The following is a 16,322-nucleotide window of genomic DNA, read 5'->3' on the forward strand; positions in this document are numbered from 1 at the left end:
AGTGCTGTGAAAAGTAGTTTTGAACGAATGAAGGAAGAAATGGAAGAAGTCAATGAGGTTTATTATAAAATCTACATTTCCGATAAACCCATGTATTCAGTTGTTACTTTGCAGTGGTTTGATGAATTGGATTATCGAGACTCAGACTTCTTGGCCAATCAGGAGGGAAACCACTTGAAGTTTGAACGGGAAGAGAGAGCCTTAGAATGGCTTTTCCTGAATGTGCCTAGAGCATTAATAGATTTAGATTAGTCAATAAAAGGATTATTTCAAAGGAATTGGGGAGAGGCAATATGAAGACAGTTGTATCAAATTTAATGGTCAGAGAGATTGTTTTAGATATGATCGATGAAGAAACAATGATTAGAACTCCAGAAGGATTAGCGGATTTCCTATTGAAGCATAGAGACAATGAAACAATTTTTGTTGAAGGATGGGAAAGTAAGGTTGATCTAGAACCGTTTGATGATTCTGAGTGGGATGAGTAATTAAGGTGAAAAAATGATAAATTACATATATTTTGTATATAAAACAGCGAAGTTTAATCTTATCTGGTATAAGGTGCACCATAAAGCAGACATAAACATATTTGAGAACTGCAGTTGGAAGTCGTATGTAGCCTATAAACAATATAAGAAGGATGGTGAAAGAAGTGGACAAGGTAATTTTTAAAAAAGACATTGCTCTTGCAGAGTATCCATATACTTTATATTTCATAAAGGATAAAGAATATGAAGTTCTTGATGAGGATAAGGAAAATATTTATGTTGGACATAAAACAAATTCAAATCAATGTACTAAAGTTCCAAAGACAGATGAAGGTACATTGTTTGAATATAAATAACACACATCTTGAGGGAGGTAATACATATGAACAATATGAAGAAATTGATTAAAGAAAACGTTAAATTGAAAATGAAGCTGGCAGCTAATGAAGAAGCAATTCTGAAAGAGAAAGAAGAAATGAGAAACAACAAATTGATTAAAATCATGATGAATAATCGACACTCTGGTTTATCAGTTTAGATGAAATCGTGATTTTAAACAGAAAGAGGGGAGAAAGTGGAATGACAAATAAAATCGTTTGTCCTCATTGCAAGAACGATGGCGGATTCTTTACGAAGCAAAGAATAACTGGAACGGCTCACATATACTACAACTCTATTGGTGACCTTGAAGAAGAACAAGGCTCTATGCATGACGGCCTGTCGTATCACGGAGGAACAAAAGCCTATTGCAAACAGTGCTATAAACCGATGGGGAAAACAGAAGATTTAGCATCTGGAAATCAAGAGGAAGAAACATGGAGGAGGTAGCGGAATGACAAAAATGACTGCAAAGAAAATGGCGGATATGTTAGAAGGCTATGAACAGAATGCTTATGCAGAAAAATTTGGATTAGATTGGCTTGCTGATGTAGGAGAGAATCTGAAAATGTATATGATTAACTGCCATCTTGAAAAACGTGATCCAACCTTTGAAGGATTAATGAAATGGATCACTGACCTTCACATTAAGGCAATGACAATATGAATCGAGGAGTAACTAGATGAAAGATAGTTTTTAACCGGAATGAATGAAGAAATGAAAAAAAGAATAGAGGCTCAATGCCTCTATCTTTGATCCTTTTTTCCGTCAGTTTTTGTCACGATTTCCGTTTTGAAAACCCCAGTTTCAATCTTAAAGGTGGCTATCTTATCTAAATAAATTAATACAAAGATAGATACCAAAAATCCAACTAAAGCTAAAACCATTGTGTTCTTCATTTTTTTTAAAGCCATTTGAGCATTATCCTTTCATGTGTCGACACCCGATTGTTTTTTTAAAATACCCACACAAACCCGCACTGGCACTAAGGAAATACTTAGACATGGCTGACGGAATTCAAAATATCATATCCAGCTCGGTAAAATCAGGCAGGCTGTCATTTTCAATTAGCAATAAACACACCCCCTTTCGGTTTAAGGTAGGGGATTCATACATGCCTGAAAGACTACTCAGAAGAACACATAAATAGTATCGCATATAGAAAGAAAGATGTAAATAATGGAATTACAGGGGGTTAATATATGACTATATCAAATGAAGAGTATATTACAATTTTCCTAGAAGGGAGATGGATAGAACAGCCTTTCAGAGATTTAAAAAGTGGACATATATTTAAAATGCTACATGAAGAAGGCATCGGTGTTTATACTGCGGTTAGCAACGCTTGGTACGATGAGTTATACGAGCAATGGATGGTACATATTGAAGAAGATCATGGCGGATTAATTAAAAAATAACATATATCAATTAGAGTAAAACAGAGATTTTATACAGTATTGGAGGAGAAGGATAATTGAATTCGGAAGAAGCAAGAAATTACTTTAAAGAAGGGCTTTGCTATGAAGACATCACAGAGGGAGATATTTGTGCCTTAGTGATGTTGCTCAATAAACATATCAAACAAGCAGTTAAAGAAAAAACAATGTCAACTGATTCAATGAGGATGAGCCAAAAACTCGATAGTAAGTACAGAACAAATGGAACATTAAAAAGGCGCTATGTATACATAAACAGTCACTACTTTACCCAACGGGAAGCAATCAGCTTTAACTTAGATGGATTTATTGGATTTGCAGGATGGGCAGATTCAAGCAACAGGCACCCCATTATAGCTGCGTTTGTTGAATGAGTTGATCATATGAAAGAACAATTGAAATTAATTAGTTAAAAGTAATTTTTTATTCAATTTAAAAGGAGGAAGTGAATGGCCAGCAAGGAACAAATCAAACGCATGAATGAGATAAACGAGTTGATCAAGCTCATAGCAAGCCTTGATCGCAGAACATTCTATTGTAAATCAAAGGATCGAGTTGCTTTTTTCAAATTTAAAACCAAGCTATTTTTTATTGACGATTACACAGGAGAAAATGTTTATCCATATGAATTGGGGCACGGTCGAGCAAACGGATTTTCACACGGGGGAAACATGTGGCAGCTGGTCAACAGCATGAGGGAATTCATTATCACGGGTAGATATGGCGATCTCAGAGACTATAAAGAAATTTGGGCTTATAGTCGTGAAGGTTGTCAAAAGATTCGCCAAAAGGCAAAGGAAATCGGATTTATTGAAACGGTTGATTATCCATACAGTTTCAGAGAATGGGAGAAAGCCTGATGGATATTGTTATCAGATACGTTTTCAAGCACCGTTTTTCAGGAAACATCGAGATCAAAAAATATTCTACTAGTCAACTAGAAGCGCGGGCAGCAAAAAAGCTGTCGCCGTGCTTCGATGAAACAGAATACGAATTAATCTCTCGTGATTTATGTTTTGACAAAGAAAAAGGCGTGTTCGTTGGAGATTTAATATATGTCACTCAATGGCACGGCAACTATATAGCTTCAGTAGAATTTGGCGAGTATGAACAGGATGGAAGCGGGGATGAATACCCACCATCGAAATGCTTTGGTTTTTATGCCAAAGCGGTGAACCCAACTATTACCGATGAGGAAGGTTTGGAATATGAAATTGTACCGGATTACCTCATACAGAATTCAATGCTCAGACTCGACTCGTACAAGTGCATCGGAAACATCTATCAAACTGATCTATTGGAGGAAGCACAATGACCGAAAACAACCCGATTATCTATTCAGTCATAGAGAAATTGCATAAGCAGCAGGAAAAAGGTCTGAAAAAGTACGGGGTTGAGGTCAAAACCTCTTCCTATGATCTGAAAGGCTGGTTAGAACATGCTCAACAAGAAGCAATTGATTTTACAACGTATTTAGAAGCGGCCATTCAGTTGCTGGAGGAACAAAAACAGGCTTTTCAAGCACGGTATGATCATCACATCTCACAAAAATATGAAGCAATGGCTGGGAATTATGATGGATGGAGTAGCAGTACAGATGCCTGGAATCATCATGCATTAAGTGCAAGCCTTGTTTATCAAGATGCATTGACCGCAGGTATTAGATTGAAAATGGAAGGGGAATGAAGATGAAAAAGAAATTGTTAGCATTATTTGTTGGGATTATGGTGATTACGGCTGGATGTAGTGAGGCTGATACAGTATCACAAAACATTTCTAAATCGTCTGACTCATTTGAGGTACAGAGAAGAATCGTTTTCTTTAATGGGATCACAGACAAATACTTACTCACTGTAGAAGGGCTTTGTGCTCTTGGAAACGATGACAGTGATCTAAGAATGACGGTAACATGCAAGGTTAGTAAGGATGAATACAAAAAGCATTATCTTGGTTTAAGTGATAATGTTAGTTTCTTTGCTGAACAGCTTGAGGGTAATAAAGAAGACCCGTTTCATTACAAAATTTTGTTCAGGCCAGAAAATATTATCCCAGATATTGAGCTGCAGACGAGTAAATGACATATAGACAGTAAAATATAGATTGGAATGAACTGAAAATTAATGATGGGAGTTTAAAAAATGACAATTGAAGTTTATTTAAAAATGAGAAATAACGGTAAAACACTAGAGGAAATACAGCAAGATAGAGCCTTGAGCGAAGGTACTGTTCACACTCTTGAACTTGGGTATCAATGTTATCTGAAACGATTACCTCTTGATAAAGCAATTGAGATCATTAAGGAGGTTAATTGTGAAGTCGATAGAAAAATCACTCTTGAAATTGGAGAGAAGTCTTGAGTCAACATCTAATACAATGCAAAGGTGGAAAAGGCAACAATTAATACTGATTGCATTGATTAATGTGAGCATAGTTTCAATATTAATAGGGCTTTCGATTATTTATATTTTTAGATAAAAACAACCTTTTAACGAAAGTGAGGAATTTAATGTTAAGCGAATTAAAACAGGCCACATTAAATAAACAAGCTGATCTAGATTACTTGTTCAATGCGTACTCAATCATTCTTCAAGAAAAAGATAATGTTTTAAGTAATCTACATACATACTTAGCAAGTCTGACCATTGCCCAAAAGAATTTATTTAATGTTTTAGACAAGGAAGCAAAGAGTAAGTTTTCAATAGATATTAGACAGCGAGTTTTGCAGCTTCTTAATGACTATGTGGGAAACATATACGATGGATGTAGTGTCAAAATTTCGACAGCTAACTTAAATCCTTTGTCAATTATAACTGAGAAAGGGAGTATCCTGAGAGTAAATTGGGAATCAAAAACATACGGACGAACTGTTGAATGGACTTCAGAAAAGCACTACAAGAGAATGGATCAAGATATTAGAGATAGAATTGGAGAGTCTGAAGATTCTATTAAACGATACACAGAAGTTTTAAGAAGTCCCTTATTTGGACTTTTAAAAGATAACAATCGATTCATTAAGAATCCATTTAAGTACATAGCAATTCAATGTTCCACCTTGCTGGTACATCCATTTAAAAAGAAAGAAAACATAGATATGCTTACACAATTAATTAAAAATCATGAAGGTGGAATTAAATCTAGTCAGAAAGAAATTAATAGAAATCTTGAGACATGGAGAAAACTGCAGGAAATAAAACCTGAAATAGACAAAATATTTAAAGTTTGGGAAGAGCATTTAAAAGGTTTGGGTTACAGAGAGGTTAAGTCTAATTCACCTGAACTTTATTAGGAGGGATACATGTTGAATAAAGAAGCATTAATTAACAAATTACAAACAGATAACAGATTATTGAGAGTCGAAAATGAAAAATTGAAACAAATTCTAAGCAATATTGAGCATCGTGGAATGGAAAAGGCTATCAAATTAAAAAGAAAGCAAATCTATTGAGGGGGAATTGAATTGACTGATACTAAATATAAAACGGAGAAACGTAAGGCGGAAGTAGGCGAACGCATTTTGATTACCAATGCTGATTACGAGTTATCAGATTATCAAAACGGTGGTGTATTTACGGTGACCAACAGCGGTACTACTGGCGTAGAGTTGGATTGCGGGATGATATCGCAGCACCACGAATACGAAGTCATCATCGGTGAACACACGCCAGCCCCGAACCTAGACGAAATGGACTATGACGAATTAGTTGCGCTAAGCGAATCCGTAATGAAGGCGCTAAGAACACGCTCATATAAGCTAGGATACGATCAGGGTCGTTTTGATGCGGATATTGAAGCGACGCATGGTACGTATGAGAAATCCGATCAGCAGAAACGGGATGTGATCGTTGCGAGAGCGAAGGTTGATATAGAGGCTCTGTACGCAACAGACCTCGGCTACTACCACGACTTTATCGTAAATGCCGAAAAAAGAACCGTAGTTGCTTTACGCAAATCGTTTGCAGAAGGCTATATTCGCGATAGAGGAATCGCCAAGTGCGCCCCTACCGACTGCTTCAACGCACACATCGGCAAGGCTATTGCGTTAAGACGTGCGTTAGGGCTTCCAGTGCCGTCGGAGTATCTAAACGTGCCACAGCCGACAGAAGTGCGTGTGGGCGATGTTGTAAAAGGGAGAACTGCATTCAGTATGGATACGTATGAAGAAACGGTTGGAGAAATCGAGGACGGTAAATACAAATACATCGGAGGAGATTTCGATTATACAGAAGATGCTGACCTCGTAATTATTGACGATTCGAGAGCGGGTGAGAGCGAATGACTAAACTAAAAAAAGAATTTTGCCCAAAAAAGGGATGGTTTATAGATTTTGAAAGATATCCAAGATTGGGAACTTGGTCAGCTGCTATAGGTATTAATAGAGAGTTAATGCAACACTACATGAATGGATATGAAAATGATATTACACATCAAGGATATAAATCTGAGATTTTTGCAACGTTTTTTGGCTTTCAAATTGCATTTGGCTATAACTCAGTCAAAGAGGTAGCTTAATGAAATACGATAAAACATTCGTTTTAAATTAAAAATAAGATATAGAGGTGATTGTATGACAGTTGTTTTAAGTCCAGAGATTCACGAGGCAGTTGAATATTTTAAGAAAAATCTTGGCTATTCAGATAAACATCTCTATTTGGGGTTGGTTCAATTTGATGTAATGAAAGATAAGAACCCCGAGTTTGCTGAAGTGATTTACAATTTCTATAAAGAAAAACCTGAAAGCTTTATTGCTGCTTTTAAGCACGGGTATGTGGTCGAACGGCCAATTGAATTCAACCAGGCTATTGTCAGATTCTTCAACGGAGAAGAATTAAGCGTCAAACATAAGAATTCGGGTAAACGTTTTAAAGTTTGGCTAGAGATGAAGAAATACCCTGCAGGTTTTGAGCTGAGAACGTTGGACATGTGAAATTGGAGTGAGGTTACAGCAAGTAATGAATAAACTCATTGTGATAACAGGCCCTAGCGGAAGCGGTAAGACATCATTAATGCGTCAAATCATGAAGAATGAAGTTGTGTCATTTACGACCAGGATGCCAAGACAAGGTGAAATTAATGGAGTGGATTATAAATTTATTAGTCTTGAAAAATTCGAGGAGTTAAAAGAACAAGGTAAGCTAATCGAACAAGTTGAATATAGCGGCAACTATTATGGAATTGACCGAGAAGAACTTGAATATAGGACGAGTATAGGGAATGCATTTGTCATTCTTGATTATCATGGAATGCAGCAGGTAAAAAAGGTGTATCCTAATTGTGTTACGTTGTTTTTGTACACACCTTACCACAAGGCATACAAACAAATGATTCAAAGGGGCGATACAATAGAAAAGGTTCAACAAAGACTGAAGACGTATACTCAAGAGATGAAAAATAAAGAATATTACGATTATGTAATAAGAAACAATTCAGGAAAATTCGATGAGTCTATTAAAGTTTTAACAAGTATCATTGAATCAGAGGTATCGAGATTACATACATAAGAACTACATAAAGAAAAGGTTTAATCACAAAGTCTCAGATTTTGTGATTTTTCCATTTTACCCTTGATTTAACAAATGTAAGTGCTATCATTGCAATTGAGTTAAAAAAAGGAGTGATTACTTGTTAAAAAAATCTATCTTTACAATCGTTAGTCTGGTTATGGTGTTTTCAATCATGATAACGGGTAAAGCATCAGCAGCAGTTTCAGACGAAAGTGAATATGAAAATGCTATTAAAGAGATTAAAAAGTCCCAAGAAAGCTTTTTAAAGTATTTAAAAGACGCTGCACCGAAGAATGAAGAGGAAGCAAGTGACATTGCTGAAGAGTATTATTCAGATAATAAATTGAATGATGAACTTTTAGGCAGCTATTATGAGAAGAAAAGAAACTTGTTGCCAGGGATTGAATCTGGAGACAGTTTTGATATTGGCAAGTACATAGAAAAGAATGTGTCTTCTGATGAATTTGAAGCACACGAAATTGGCAACGGAATCAAAGTTGTTTTTACTGATTCTCCAACATACTTCATTACTTATGCTGGTGAGAAGAAAGCAGAGAGTGGAGAAATTTCAACAAATGCAACTTCAAAAGAATATGAGTTTATTTACAGAGCTAAAAATATGTTCGGGCTGCAGTTGTTTAGGGTTTATAACTCTGCATATTTTGTCTATGGGGGTAAAGAACCGAGAGCAACCCAAACAGATGCATATTATAAAAGAGGTCAAACATCTACATGGAAAGCTGAAAATTGGAAAAAAGGAACAAAGAAAGTTAGTGGTAAAGCTGTAGCCTACGCTCAAGGGAACTTTACAACAGGCTTTTCAGTTGGAGGATTTGACCTTATAATGGAAGAATGGCATATTAGTAATGAAATCCATTGTAATAATAAAGGGAAAGTTTCATTCTACGGAAATAGACTATAGGAGAAGATAAAATGACAATGTTAAAATCAAAATTGTTTCGTGTTGTGTTTTCAATATGCTTTTTATTAACACTCATGATTTGTCTTTTTAACATGGCCGTGTTCCCTGGAACACCAGCATCATATTATGTGGTGTTAATAAGCAAGTTTATTGGCGTGAGCTTGTTTAATGGTGTATTTTATGGAACATTGTTCTACTTGGTAATAACATTGATTAATTATCTCATTTCAAAAACGTCTAAACAAAATCAGTAAGAGGAGAGCGGCTTAAAGCCGTTCTTTTTTTGTTTCAGATAAAACTGTCATTTTAAATCAAAAATAATATATGAAAGTTGTTGACTAAAATACAAATTACATATATTATAGAGTTACAGTTAAAGAGGAGGTGAACATATGAAGCTATTGAAAGTGAAAAAGAAAGCAGCGGATACATATAGGCATACTGTAAAAGGCAATTACAAATTATCGGATGAGAAAATTCAAATGAAACTTAATCGACACATCATTTGTTTAAAGGAAAGAGAGCCAGAAAGAATAATCAAGCAAGGATTATTAGGTAGAGTCTATCTTTATGGAAATCTAATGATTAAAGTTCGATTGGGGAAGATTGTAGACATTATTAATCTACCTCATAAACTTAGAATTGAAAAACGTTTAGAAGATAGTGTGTTTCAAGAAATTGAAAAGCAATTAAAAACAAATAACAAATATAAAGGAGAATGATTTATACATATGGCGAACACTGAATTAAGAGAAGCATTGAACAAGGTAGTAGTAGAAGGAACATTGGCTGAGATTAGATCAAATGAATGGGGTAATAAAAAGGGTATTAACATTGAACTTGATATTGAGACAGATGAATTCTCTGTGCATACATTAAAAGGAATGTCTTCATACACAACTAAAGATGGAAACGAGAGCAAAAAGGCAAAGGCATTTCAAACCATGATTGATGAATACAAATCAATTGCAAACTCTTCTAGAGAAGAAGCTGACAAGATCAGAGTTGAAGGTAAACTTGGGCTAAATGAATATTTTGTGAATAATGAATTGAAATCTTACCCTGAATTATCTTTAAATTTTGCAAGAAGACAGTCAAATGACGAATTTGAACCACAAGCTATGTTTGATGTGGAGTTGGTTGTAGAGAATGTTGTACAAGAAAGAGCACATGGTGAGGAAACAGGTAGAGCAGTCTTAAATGGACATATTCCTCTATATGGAGGCAAGGTTATTCCATTTTCGTTTGTTGTAACAGAAGAAGGCTCTGAATTTGTAGCAGACAATTACGAGAAAAATTCTACAGTAAATGTTTATGGAGAAATTGTTAATTATAAAGAAAGAACAGAAAAAGAGAAAGAAAGTGCTTTTGGTAAACCTAAAGTGGAAGTGAAAACAAAAACGAAAAGAGAGTTTCTGGTTACTGCTGGTCAAGACCCTTATGAGGAAGAAAACAAAGATGCGTATAACCCTGAAATCATTGAAAAAGCACTAAATGAAAGAGAAATCGAATTAGATCAGAAGAAACAGGAAGCCAATAACAATGGAAATAGCAAGAGTAACAAGAAAAAAGGTGGATTTGGCGGAGGAAAGCCAGCAACTTCAAATAACAAACCTGTAACCATTGCAGACGACGATCTTCCATTTTAAAGAACAAAACAACATAAATAAATTATAAATTACATATGAGGAGCGGATTATTTGTCAGGATTAGATATTTTCAAGCCAGAAGTCTCAGTAATTGCAAAAGGAATTGAAGGTAAGGTTGTCACTATATATGGTTCTAACAACTTAGGTAAAAGTAAGCAGTCATCAAGAATGACTAAACCATTGTACTTACCTTTTGAAAAAGGATTAAATGCAATTGCTGGTGTAAATTTTATGCCGATCAATAGTTGGGGAGACTTCAAAAAGGTAAACAAGCAGCTTTCCAAAAACGTTGAAAAAGCAAAGGAAATGTATCAGACAATTGTTGTAGACGAAGTTGATGCATTTGCAAAGTATGCGACCAGATATGTTTGTAATCAATACAATGTTGAAAGAATTAAAGATGGAAACGATGGTTTTGGATTGTGGAAAGAGTATAAAAATGAAGTTTGGGATGAGATCAATAAATTAATCAGCAATGGTTTTACAGTTATTTTTATCGCCCATGCAGAAGCAGATAAATCAGGTAAAATCTATCCTAAAGGTGATAAACGTGCATTAGCTCCAGTAATTGACAACAGTGACATTGTAGTTTACTTAGAGTCCAATGGAGTAGATGAAAATAAGAATGTTATCAAATCAAGTGCATGGTTGGCCGAAACAGATGAATTTTTTGCCCGATCTCGATTTGATTATATTGATACATATTTAGAGGAGTTCACTGCTGAGAATCTTAACCAAGCCATTATTGAAGCGGTTGAGAGGCAGGAAGCAGCTGAAGGGATCACAGCAGTTACATATGAGGAACAAAAAGAGGTTAACTCATCATGGAGTCAAAATTTCGATGATTTAATGGGTAGCATTATAGAGACTGGCAAGCAACTTACTGCAGAAGGAAAACTTGAAAAATTGAATGAAGTAGTTGAAAAACACTTGGGTAAAGGTAAAAAAGTAACTGAGTGCACACCTAAGCAGTTAGATGTCATGTCGGTGATCCTTGATGATCTAAATGATTTATTAGATTAATAGAGAGGGGTATCTCCCTCTCTTGATTTAAAAAAGGGGGATTTAATGGGTAGACAAGTAAAATGTCCCTATTGTGAGCAGTCTTTAGACAAAGACGATGCCTTTTCTTATAAAAAGAGGTATTATCATACAGCTTGTTTTAATACGTGGCAAAGAGAGGCTGAGGACAGAAAAAGTTTGTATGAATATATTTGCAAGTTGTATAACCTCGATGCTCCTACAGGTATGATTCGGAAGCAAATTAAGGAATTTCAAGAAGAATACAAGTACAAGCTTAAAGGCATCGAATTAGCACTTAAATACTTCTATGAGATTCTAGGCAACAATCCTCAAGAGCACGGTGGCATTGGTATTGTGCCTTATATTTATGAGGATGCAAAACGAAATTACATAGAAGAAAAAAGAATTATCGAAGCAGCATCTAAATATGAAGAAAGAGCAGAATTACATTTCACCATAAAGAAAGTTAAAGATGAAACTCCAAGAGATTCAATCGATATTACTCAACTATAGAAAGGAGGGTGCTATTGTTACAAGATAAGCAAACAATAATGCAAGTTCTGGGATGCATTTTAAAAGATCCGTCAATTGTTGCTGAAAGTAGTAAGTATAAACTTGTACCAGAAGATTTCCCTGAGAAGTTTCACAAGATCATTTTTTCTGTTATGCGTAATCTCCAACGGCAAGGTGTTGAAGATCTAAATTTAATAGAGATTGTAGGTTATCTTCAGGAATATCCAACTCAATATAAGGTATTTGAAGAGGCTAATGGGGATGAATACATTGAGAAAGTTCAGGAATTCCCCTCACTAGAGAATTTTGATTACTATTATGAGAAGTTGAAAAAGTTCAGTTTACTTAGAGAGATGCAAGGCATCGGATTTGATATAAGTGGAATCTATGACGATACCTTGATTGATCCTAAAGAGCAAGAAGAAATGCAGTCTAACTTTGATTCAACTTCAGTGGATGAGATTTTGAGAATTTATGAGAATAACATTGTTGAAATCAAGGAGAAGTTTAAAGAGTCATCTGAGAGTAGCAGTATCCAGGGTGGAGAAGGTGTCAATAATTTATTAGAGAGAATCAAGAAAACACCTGAAATTGGTGCTCCTATGAATAGTGAAATGCTTACTTCCCTTTTTAGAGGCTCTAGGTTGAAAAAGTTCTATCTTCGTTCAGGTACAACTGGAGTAGGAAAGACTCGAAACATGGTTGCTGATGCTTGCGCTATAAGTGCCACAATGCTCTATGACACAGAAAAAAGGCAGTGGGTCGAAAACAAATGGGGCAAACACTCAAATGTAACATCAACAGAAATGTTACAAGAAGAATTGCAAACCATTGCTTTGGCTTTCATTAGTGATGTAGACGAAGAAAAAATACAATTGAACAATATGACCGAAGATGAAGAAGCAAGGGTTATAAAAGCAGCTGAAATTCTAAGTGAATCACCAATTTGGTTTGATTATCTACCAGACTTCAACATTCAAGAGATTGAGAGAACAATTGAAAGGAATGTAGTGAAAAATAAGGTTCAGTACTATTTCTATGATTACATCCATACATCAGTTTCAATCTTTGCTGAAATGGCAAAAGGAAGTGGAATAAAACTTAGGGAAGATCAAGTTTTGCTGGTAATATCGGATAAATTAAAAACATTGGCTAATAAATACAAGATTTTTCTTTCGTCTGCAACACAGCTGAATGGAGAGTGGAAAGAAGCGTGGAAGAAAGGGGAAGTGATTGATGGTCAGTATCTAAGTGGAAGTAAAGCGGTAGCAAACAAAATTGATGCTGGGATGATTATATTGCCATTAAGCAACAAAGAAAAGAAAGCAGTTGAAAAAATTATGACTGCTAGAGGTAGTTTCGGTGGCAGAGAGCCCAACTTCGTAGTTCATGTGTATAAGAATCGAGGAAATAGACATGTGAACGTTAAAGTCTTTACATACATAAACATGGGAACTATGCGAATTAAAGATTGCTTTGTTACTAATGTAGACAATGAAATTGTTAATGTAGATAAACTTGTTATTCAGGCAGGATAGGGGTGTATTAACCCTTGCGTTTTGATAAAGATAAAATAAAAAACAGCTTAACGATAGATGAAATACATAAGATAATGCTTGATTTAGGTAACGAAAAAAATCTATGGCAGAATGGTCATCCAGTATATAGAACTGTGTGTCACAACGCTTCTGGTGGAAGCTTCAAGTTGTATTATTACAATGAGAGCAAACAGTTCAAATGCTATACAGAATGCGGTGACAGCTTTGATGTGTTTGAGCTTGTTATAAGAGCGAAAAAACAAAAGGGCGTCAATTTTACTTTTAGCCAGGCAATTGAATACATAGTAAGTATAACTGGAAAAAGGTTTGGCTTTGGTGCCTCAAGTGCTTCAAAAAAACAAACCTTAGAAGAAGATTGGGCTATATTTGACCGGTTCAAAAGAACACCAAAACAAAACACAGAGCTCCCTATATTTAATGAGAAGGTGCTCAATGTATTTATTCCTTACCATCATACTGAGTGGCTAAGAGAAGGCATAAGCCACTCTACGATGGACACATTTGAGATAGGCTACTATTTCAGATCACATACAGAAGGTATTTCAATTCCTCATAGAGACTTACATGGGAATTTAGTGGGGATTAGAAAGAGATCGATGATTAAAGAAGAAATAGATCAAGGATTTAAATACATGCCTTTGAAAATAGAAAACACGCTATATAATCATCCAACAATGTTGAATTTGTATGGGCTGCATATAACAAAATCAGCAGTTAAGCGACTGAAAAAAGCGGTTCTATTTGAATCAGAAAAATCAGTTTTAAAATGCAACGATTTCTATGGTGACGATAACTTCACTTGTGCGGTTTGTTCTAGTAATATCTCAGTTTATCATCGGGATATATTGCTATCACTTGGAGTTGAAGAAGTAATTATTGCATTAGATAAATTCAGGCCGCAAAAAGAAGATGAGTCTGATGATATATATGCTGAAAAATTAATGGAGTATGAGAAGAAAATTGTGAAGCTGGCAAGTAAATTCACCCCATACATGAGAGTATTTGTACTTTGGGATTACAAGGATCTTTTGGATTACAGAGACAGCCCAGCAGATAAAGGGAAACAAATATTGGAGGAGTTGATGAAAAATAAAATAGAGATCACAACGAGGGAGGAATAAATGGAGTACAAACTTATTGGTAGTAATGATTACCTCAAAAATCCGATTAAAACAATTCTTGTTAATAGAGGGATTACTAATCCAAGTGGTTTTATTGATGTGGGAAAAATAAGTGAATTGAATTATTCCTTATTAAACAATATTGATAAAGCTGCTGAATTAATTATTCAACATTTAGAAAACAAAAATAACATATTTATTCAAGTGGATTGTGATGCGGATGGCTACACTTCATCAGCCATTTTAATTGGGTACATTAAGAAAGCGTACCCTAGAGCGAAAATTACCTATAGATTGCAAGAAGGTAAGCAACATGGAATCAATCCAGATGATGTTCCATCAAATACGGATTTAGTTATCATTCCTGATGCAGGATCTAATCAATATGATGAACATAAAGTACTTAGGGATAGAGGTCTTGAGACTATAGTAATTGATCATCATGACTGTGACATTGAGTCTGAAGACGCTCTAATTGTTAATAACCAGTTGTCTCCTGAATACAAGAACAAGTCTCTAACAGGAGCAGGGATGGTCTATAAGGTATGCCAGGCATTAGATGCAAAACTCAATAAAGATATCGCCAAACAGTTTGTCGATTTAGTTTCTATCGGTAATATTGCTGATTCAGCGGATTCACGTGAATTAGAAACGAGATATTACATGTATTTAGGATTGAATGAGCTGAAAAATCCATTGCTTAGAAAGTTGTTTAAAAAGCAAGAGTATTCTACGGGTGGTAATAAAACAATTCAAAGCACACAATTTTACATCAATCCTTTGATAAATGCGGCGATAAGAGTTGGCAACAAAGAAGAAAAAGAGCAAATGTTTAAAGCTCTGCTTGGATCCAGAGAGAAGGTACTTTATAAAAAAAGAGGGTCAGATACTGAAGAAATGGTTTCGATTCAAGATGATACAGTAAGAATGCTTACCAATCTGAAAGGGAAACAAAAAAGATTGGTTGATAAAGCTACAGAAGAGATTGAAATTAGAATTGAAAGCAAGGGTTTGTTAGATAACAAAGTGCTCATTGTGTATGTGGAAGGTATTCTGGATAAAGACTTAACAGGGCTTGTGGCCAATAAGCTGGCAGATTCCTATAAAAGACCTGTTTTATTAGCTAGGAAAGACGAAGAAGAAGGAATGCTTTCAGGTTCTATTAGAGGCTACGACAAAGGTGAGATCAAGGATTTTAAAGAATTGCTTTTGTCTACAGGTCAATTCGAATATGTAGAAGGTCATCCGAATGCTGCGGGCTTTAAAATAAAAAGAGAAAGACTAACAACGGTTAATGAAACACTGAATGAACGGTTAAAGGAAATTGAACACAATGATTGTTTTGAAGTGGATTTTGAGATCCCATCAAGTGAGTTAACCAAAGATTTTATATTTACAATCGATAAGCATAAATTTTTATGGGGATGCAAAGTTGAAGAACCTTTGATTTCTATTACAAATATTGAAATTGCTACAGAAGATATCGAACACATAGGAAAAAAGAATAAAAACACTATTAAATTTAAGTGTGATGACATAGAATACATACGTTTTAAAAGTGATACAGAGTTTTATGAAAACCTAGCATCAAACAAGAATAAATTACTTGTTTTAAACATCATTGGAAAAGCAAAGGCAAATGAATATATGGGAAGAAAAACAGCTCAGTTTGAAATTGTTGAACTGGAGGTGAAGACCAAAGAAAAAGAACTCGTGTTCTAGGAGGGGTTA

Annotated in this window: 29 protein-coding genes; 28 read left to right on the forward strand and 1 reads right to left on the reverse strand. The window is 35.1% G+C overall.

Annotated features, from left to right (window positions below; all coding sequences use genetic code 11):
* Nucleotides 1–6: 6 nt before the first annotated feature.
* The 6 genes from MHI11_RS09370 to MHI11_RS09395 all read left to right on the forward strand — a co-directional run bounded on the left by MHI11_RS09370 (nt 7) and on the right by MHI11_RS09395 (nt 1,533).
* Nucleotides 7–252 (forward strand): hypothetical protein, encoded by a 246-nt coding sequence (locus MHI11_RS09370; RefSeq protein WP_268493481.1) that lies wholly within the window; start codon nt 7–9, stop codon nt 250–252.
* Nucleotides 253–293: 41 nt separating this feature from the next.
* Nucleotides 294–488: a hypothetical protein gene (locus MHI11_RS09375; RefSeq protein WP_216927199.1), complete on the forward strand. Its 195-nt coding sequence runs from the start codon at nt 294–296 to the stop codon at nt 486–488.
* A gap of 164 nt (nt 489–652) precedes the next feature.
* Complete coding sequence (locus tag MHI11_RS09380) at nt 653–844, forward strand: hypothetical protein (protein ID WP_340960906.1); 192 nt, start codon at nt 653–655, stop codon at nt 842–844.
* 26 nt (nt 845–870) lie between these two features.
* Nucleotides 871–1,026: a hypothetical protein gene (locus MHI11_RS09385; protein ID WP_340960907.1), complete on the forward strand. Its 156-nt coding sequence runs from the start codon at nt 871–873 to the stop codon at nt 1,024–1,026.
* A gap of 41 nt (nt 1,027–1,067) precedes the next feature.
* The gene (locus MHI11_RS09390) at nt 1,068–1,316 is read left to right on the forward strand and encodes a hypothetical protein (RefSeq protein ID WP_340960909.1); all 249 of its coding nucleotides are present in this window, start codon (nt 1,068–1,070) and stop codon (nt 1,314–1,316) included.
* A gap of 4 nt (nt 1,317–1,320) precedes the next feature.
* Entirely contained in the window at nt 1,321–1,533 is a 213-nt protein-coding gene (locus MHI11_RS09395; RefSeq protein ID WP_340960911.1) for a hypothetical protein, read from the forward strand.
* An 80-nt stretch (nt 1,534–1,613) separates the two neighbouring features.
* On the opposite strand, the gene MHI11_RS09400 is transcribed toward MHI11_RS09395, so the two are convergent.
* Entirely contained in the window at nt 1,614–1,781 is a 168-nt protein-coding gene (locus MHI11_RS09400; RefSeq protein ID WP_340960912.1) for a hypothetical protein, read from the reverse strand.
* A 288-nt stretch (nt 1,782–2,069) separates the two neighbouring features.
* Between MHI11_RS09400 and MHI11_RS09405 the strand changes: the two genes are divergently transcribed.
* From MHI11_RS09405 to MHI11_RS09510, 22 genes are all read left to right on the forward strand, one after another.
* Nucleotides 2,070–2,285: a hypothetical protein gene (locus tag MHI11_RS09405; protein WP_340960913.1), complete on the forward strand. Its 216-nt coding sequence runs from the start codon at nt 2,070–2,072 to the stop codon at nt 2,283–2,285.
* Nucleotides 2,286–2,341: 56 nt separating this feature from the next.
* A complete protein-coding gene (locus MHI11_RS09410; RefSeq protein WP_340960914.1) occupies nt 2,342–2,677 on the forward strand; it encodes a hypothetical protein in 336 nt (111 codons plus the stop codon).
* A gap of 75 nt (nt 2,678–2,752) precedes the next feature.
* The gene (locus MHI11_RS09415; RefSeq protein ID WP_340960915.1) at nt 2,753–3,163 is read left to right on the forward strand and encodes a hypothetical protein; all 411 of its coding nucleotides are present in this window, start codon (nt 2,753–2,755) and stop codon (nt 3,161–3,163) included.
* A complete protein-coding gene (locus MHI11_RS09420) occupies nt 3,163–3,618 on the forward strand; it encodes a hypothetical protein (protein ID WP_340960916.1) in 456 nt (151 codons plus the stop codon). Before MHI11_RS09415 ends, MHI11_RS09420 begins: the two co-directional genes overlap by 1 nt.
* Nucleotides 3,615–3,989, forward strand: a complete 375-nt coding sequence (locus tag MHI11_RS09425) for a hypothetical protein (RefSeq protein WP_340960917.1) — start codon at nt 3,615–3,617, stop codon at nt 3,987–3,989. Before MHI11_RS09420 ends, MHI11_RS09425 begins: the two co-directional genes overlap by 4 nt.
* Before the next feature lie 2 nt (nt 3,990–3,991).
* Nucleotides 3,992–4,381, forward strand: coding sequence for a beta-sandwich lipoprotein (locus MHI11_RS09430; RefSeq protein WP_340960918.1), 390 nt, complete (start codon nt 3,992–3,994; stop codon nt 4,379–4,381).
* A 60-nt stretch (nt 4,382–4,441) separates the two neighbouring features.
* The gene (locus tag MHI11_RS09435; RefSeq protein ID WP_340960920.1) at nt 4,442–4,660 is read left to right on the forward strand and encodes a hypothetical protein; all 219 of its coding nucleotides are present in this window, start codon (nt 4,442–4,444) and stop codon (nt 4,658–4,660) included.
* Between the two features lie 149 nt (nt 4,661–4,809).
* Nucleotides 4,810–5,589 (forward strand): hypothetical protein, encoded by a 780-nt coding sequence (locus MHI11_RS09440; RefSeq protein ID WP_340960921.1) that lies wholly within the window; start codon nt 4,810–4,812, stop codon nt 5,587–5,589.
* Between the two features lie 12 nt (nt 5,590–5,601).
* Complete coding sequence (locus MHI11_RS09445) at nt 5,602–5,748, forward strand: hypothetical protein (RefSeq protein ID WP_340911432.1); 147 nt, start codon at nt 5,602–5,604, stop codon at nt 5,746–5,748.
* Nucleotides 5,749–5,760: 12 nt separating this feature from the next.
* Nucleotides 5,761–6,579 (forward strand): hypothetical protein, encoded by an 819-nt coding sequence (locus MHI11_RS09450; RefSeq protein ID WP_340911430.1) that lies wholly within the window; start codon nt 5,761–5,763, stop codon nt 6,577–6,579.
* Nucleotides 6,576–6,812: a hypothetical protein gene (locus tag MHI11_RS09455; RefSeq protein WP_216927172.1), complete on the forward strand. Its 237-nt coding sequence runs from the start codon at nt 6,576–6,578 to the stop codon at nt 6,810–6,812. Before MHI11_RS09450 ends, MHI11_RS09455 begins: the two co-directional genes overlap by 4 nt.
* Before the next feature lie 55 nt (nt 6,813–6,867).
* Nucleotides 6,868–7,227 carry a hypothetical protein gene (locus MHI11_RS09460; RefSeq protein WP_340960922.1) on the forward strand — a complete coding sequence of 120 codons (360 nt, stop codon included), beginning with the start codon at nt 6,868–6,870 and terminating at the stop codon, nt 7,225–7,227.
* A gap of 7 nt (nt 7,228–7,234) precedes the next feature.
* Nucleotides 7,235–7,801: a guanylate kinase gene (locus MHI11_RS09465; RefSeq protein WP_340960923.1), complete on the forward strand. Its 567-nt coding sequence runs from the start codon at nt 7,235–7,237 to the stop codon at nt 7,799–7,801.
* Nucleotides 7,802–7,922: 121 nt separating this feature from the next.
* Nucleotides 7,923–8,726, forward strand: coding sequence for a hypothetical protein (locus tag MHI11_RS09470; protein WP_216927167.1), 804 nt, complete (start codon nt 7,923–7,925; stop codon nt 8,724–8,726).
* A gap of 11 nt (nt 8,727–8,737) precedes the next feature.
* Complete coding sequence (locus tag MHI11_RS09475; RefSeq protein ID WP_340960924.1) at nt 8,738–8,980, forward strand: hypothetical protein; 243 nt, start codon at nt 8,738–8,740, stop codon at nt 8,978–8,980.
* A gap of 138 nt (nt 8,981–9,118) precedes the next feature.
* Nucleotides 9,119–9,448, forward strand: coding sequence for a hypothetical protein (locus MHI11_RS09480; protein ID WP_340960925.1), 330 nt, complete (start codon nt 9,119–9,121; stop codon nt 9,446–9,448).
* A 9-nt stretch (nt 9,449–9,457) separates the two neighbouring features.
* Entirely contained in the window at nt 9,458–10,375 is a 918-nt protein-coding gene (locus tag MHI11_RS09485; RefSeq protein WP_340960926.1) for a hypothetical protein, read from the forward strand.
* Nucleotides 10,376–10,426: 51 nt separating this feature from the next.
* Nucleotides 10,427–11,398 carry an ATP-binding protein gene (locus MHI11_RS09490; RefSeq protein WP_340960927.1) on the forward strand — a complete coding sequence of 324 codons (972 nt, stop codon included), beginning with the start codon at nt 10,427–10,429 and terminating at the stop codon, nt 11,396–11,398.
* Between the two features lie 45 nt (nt 11,399–11,443).
* The gene (locus MHI11_RS09495; protein ID WP_340960928.1) at nt 11,444–11,911 is read left to right on the forward strand and encodes a hypothetical protein; all 468 of its coding nucleotides are present in this window, start codon (nt 11,444–11,446) and stop codon (nt 11,909–11,911) included.
* Nucleotides 11,912–11,925: 14 nt separating this feature from the next.
* Nucleotides 11,926–13,449, forward strand: a complete 1,524-nt coding sequence (locus tag MHI11_RS09500; RefSeq protein ID WP_340960930.1) for a replicative DNA helicase — start codon at nt 11,926–11,928, stop codon at nt 13,447–13,449.
* 14 nt (nt 13,450–13,463) lie between these two features.
* On the forward strand, nt 13,464–14,591 hold the full coding sequence (locus MHI11_RS09505; protein ID WP_340960931.1) for a hypothetical protein: 1,128 nt from the start codon (nt 13,464–13,466) through the stop codon (nt 14,589–14,591).
* Nucleotides 14,592–16,313: a DHH family phosphoesterase gene (locus MHI11_RS09510; RefSeq protein WP_340960933.1), complete on the forward strand. Its 1,722-nt coding sequence runs from the start codon at nt 14,592–14,594 to the stop codon at nt 16,311–16,313.
* Nucleotides 16,314–16,322 lie beyond the last annotated feature (9 nt).

The organism is Bacillus sp. FSL K6-3312, from assembly GCF_038007485.1.
GTDB classification, from domain to species: Bacteria; Bacillota; Bacilli; order Bacillales; family Bacillaceae; genus Bacillus; species Bacillus pumilus.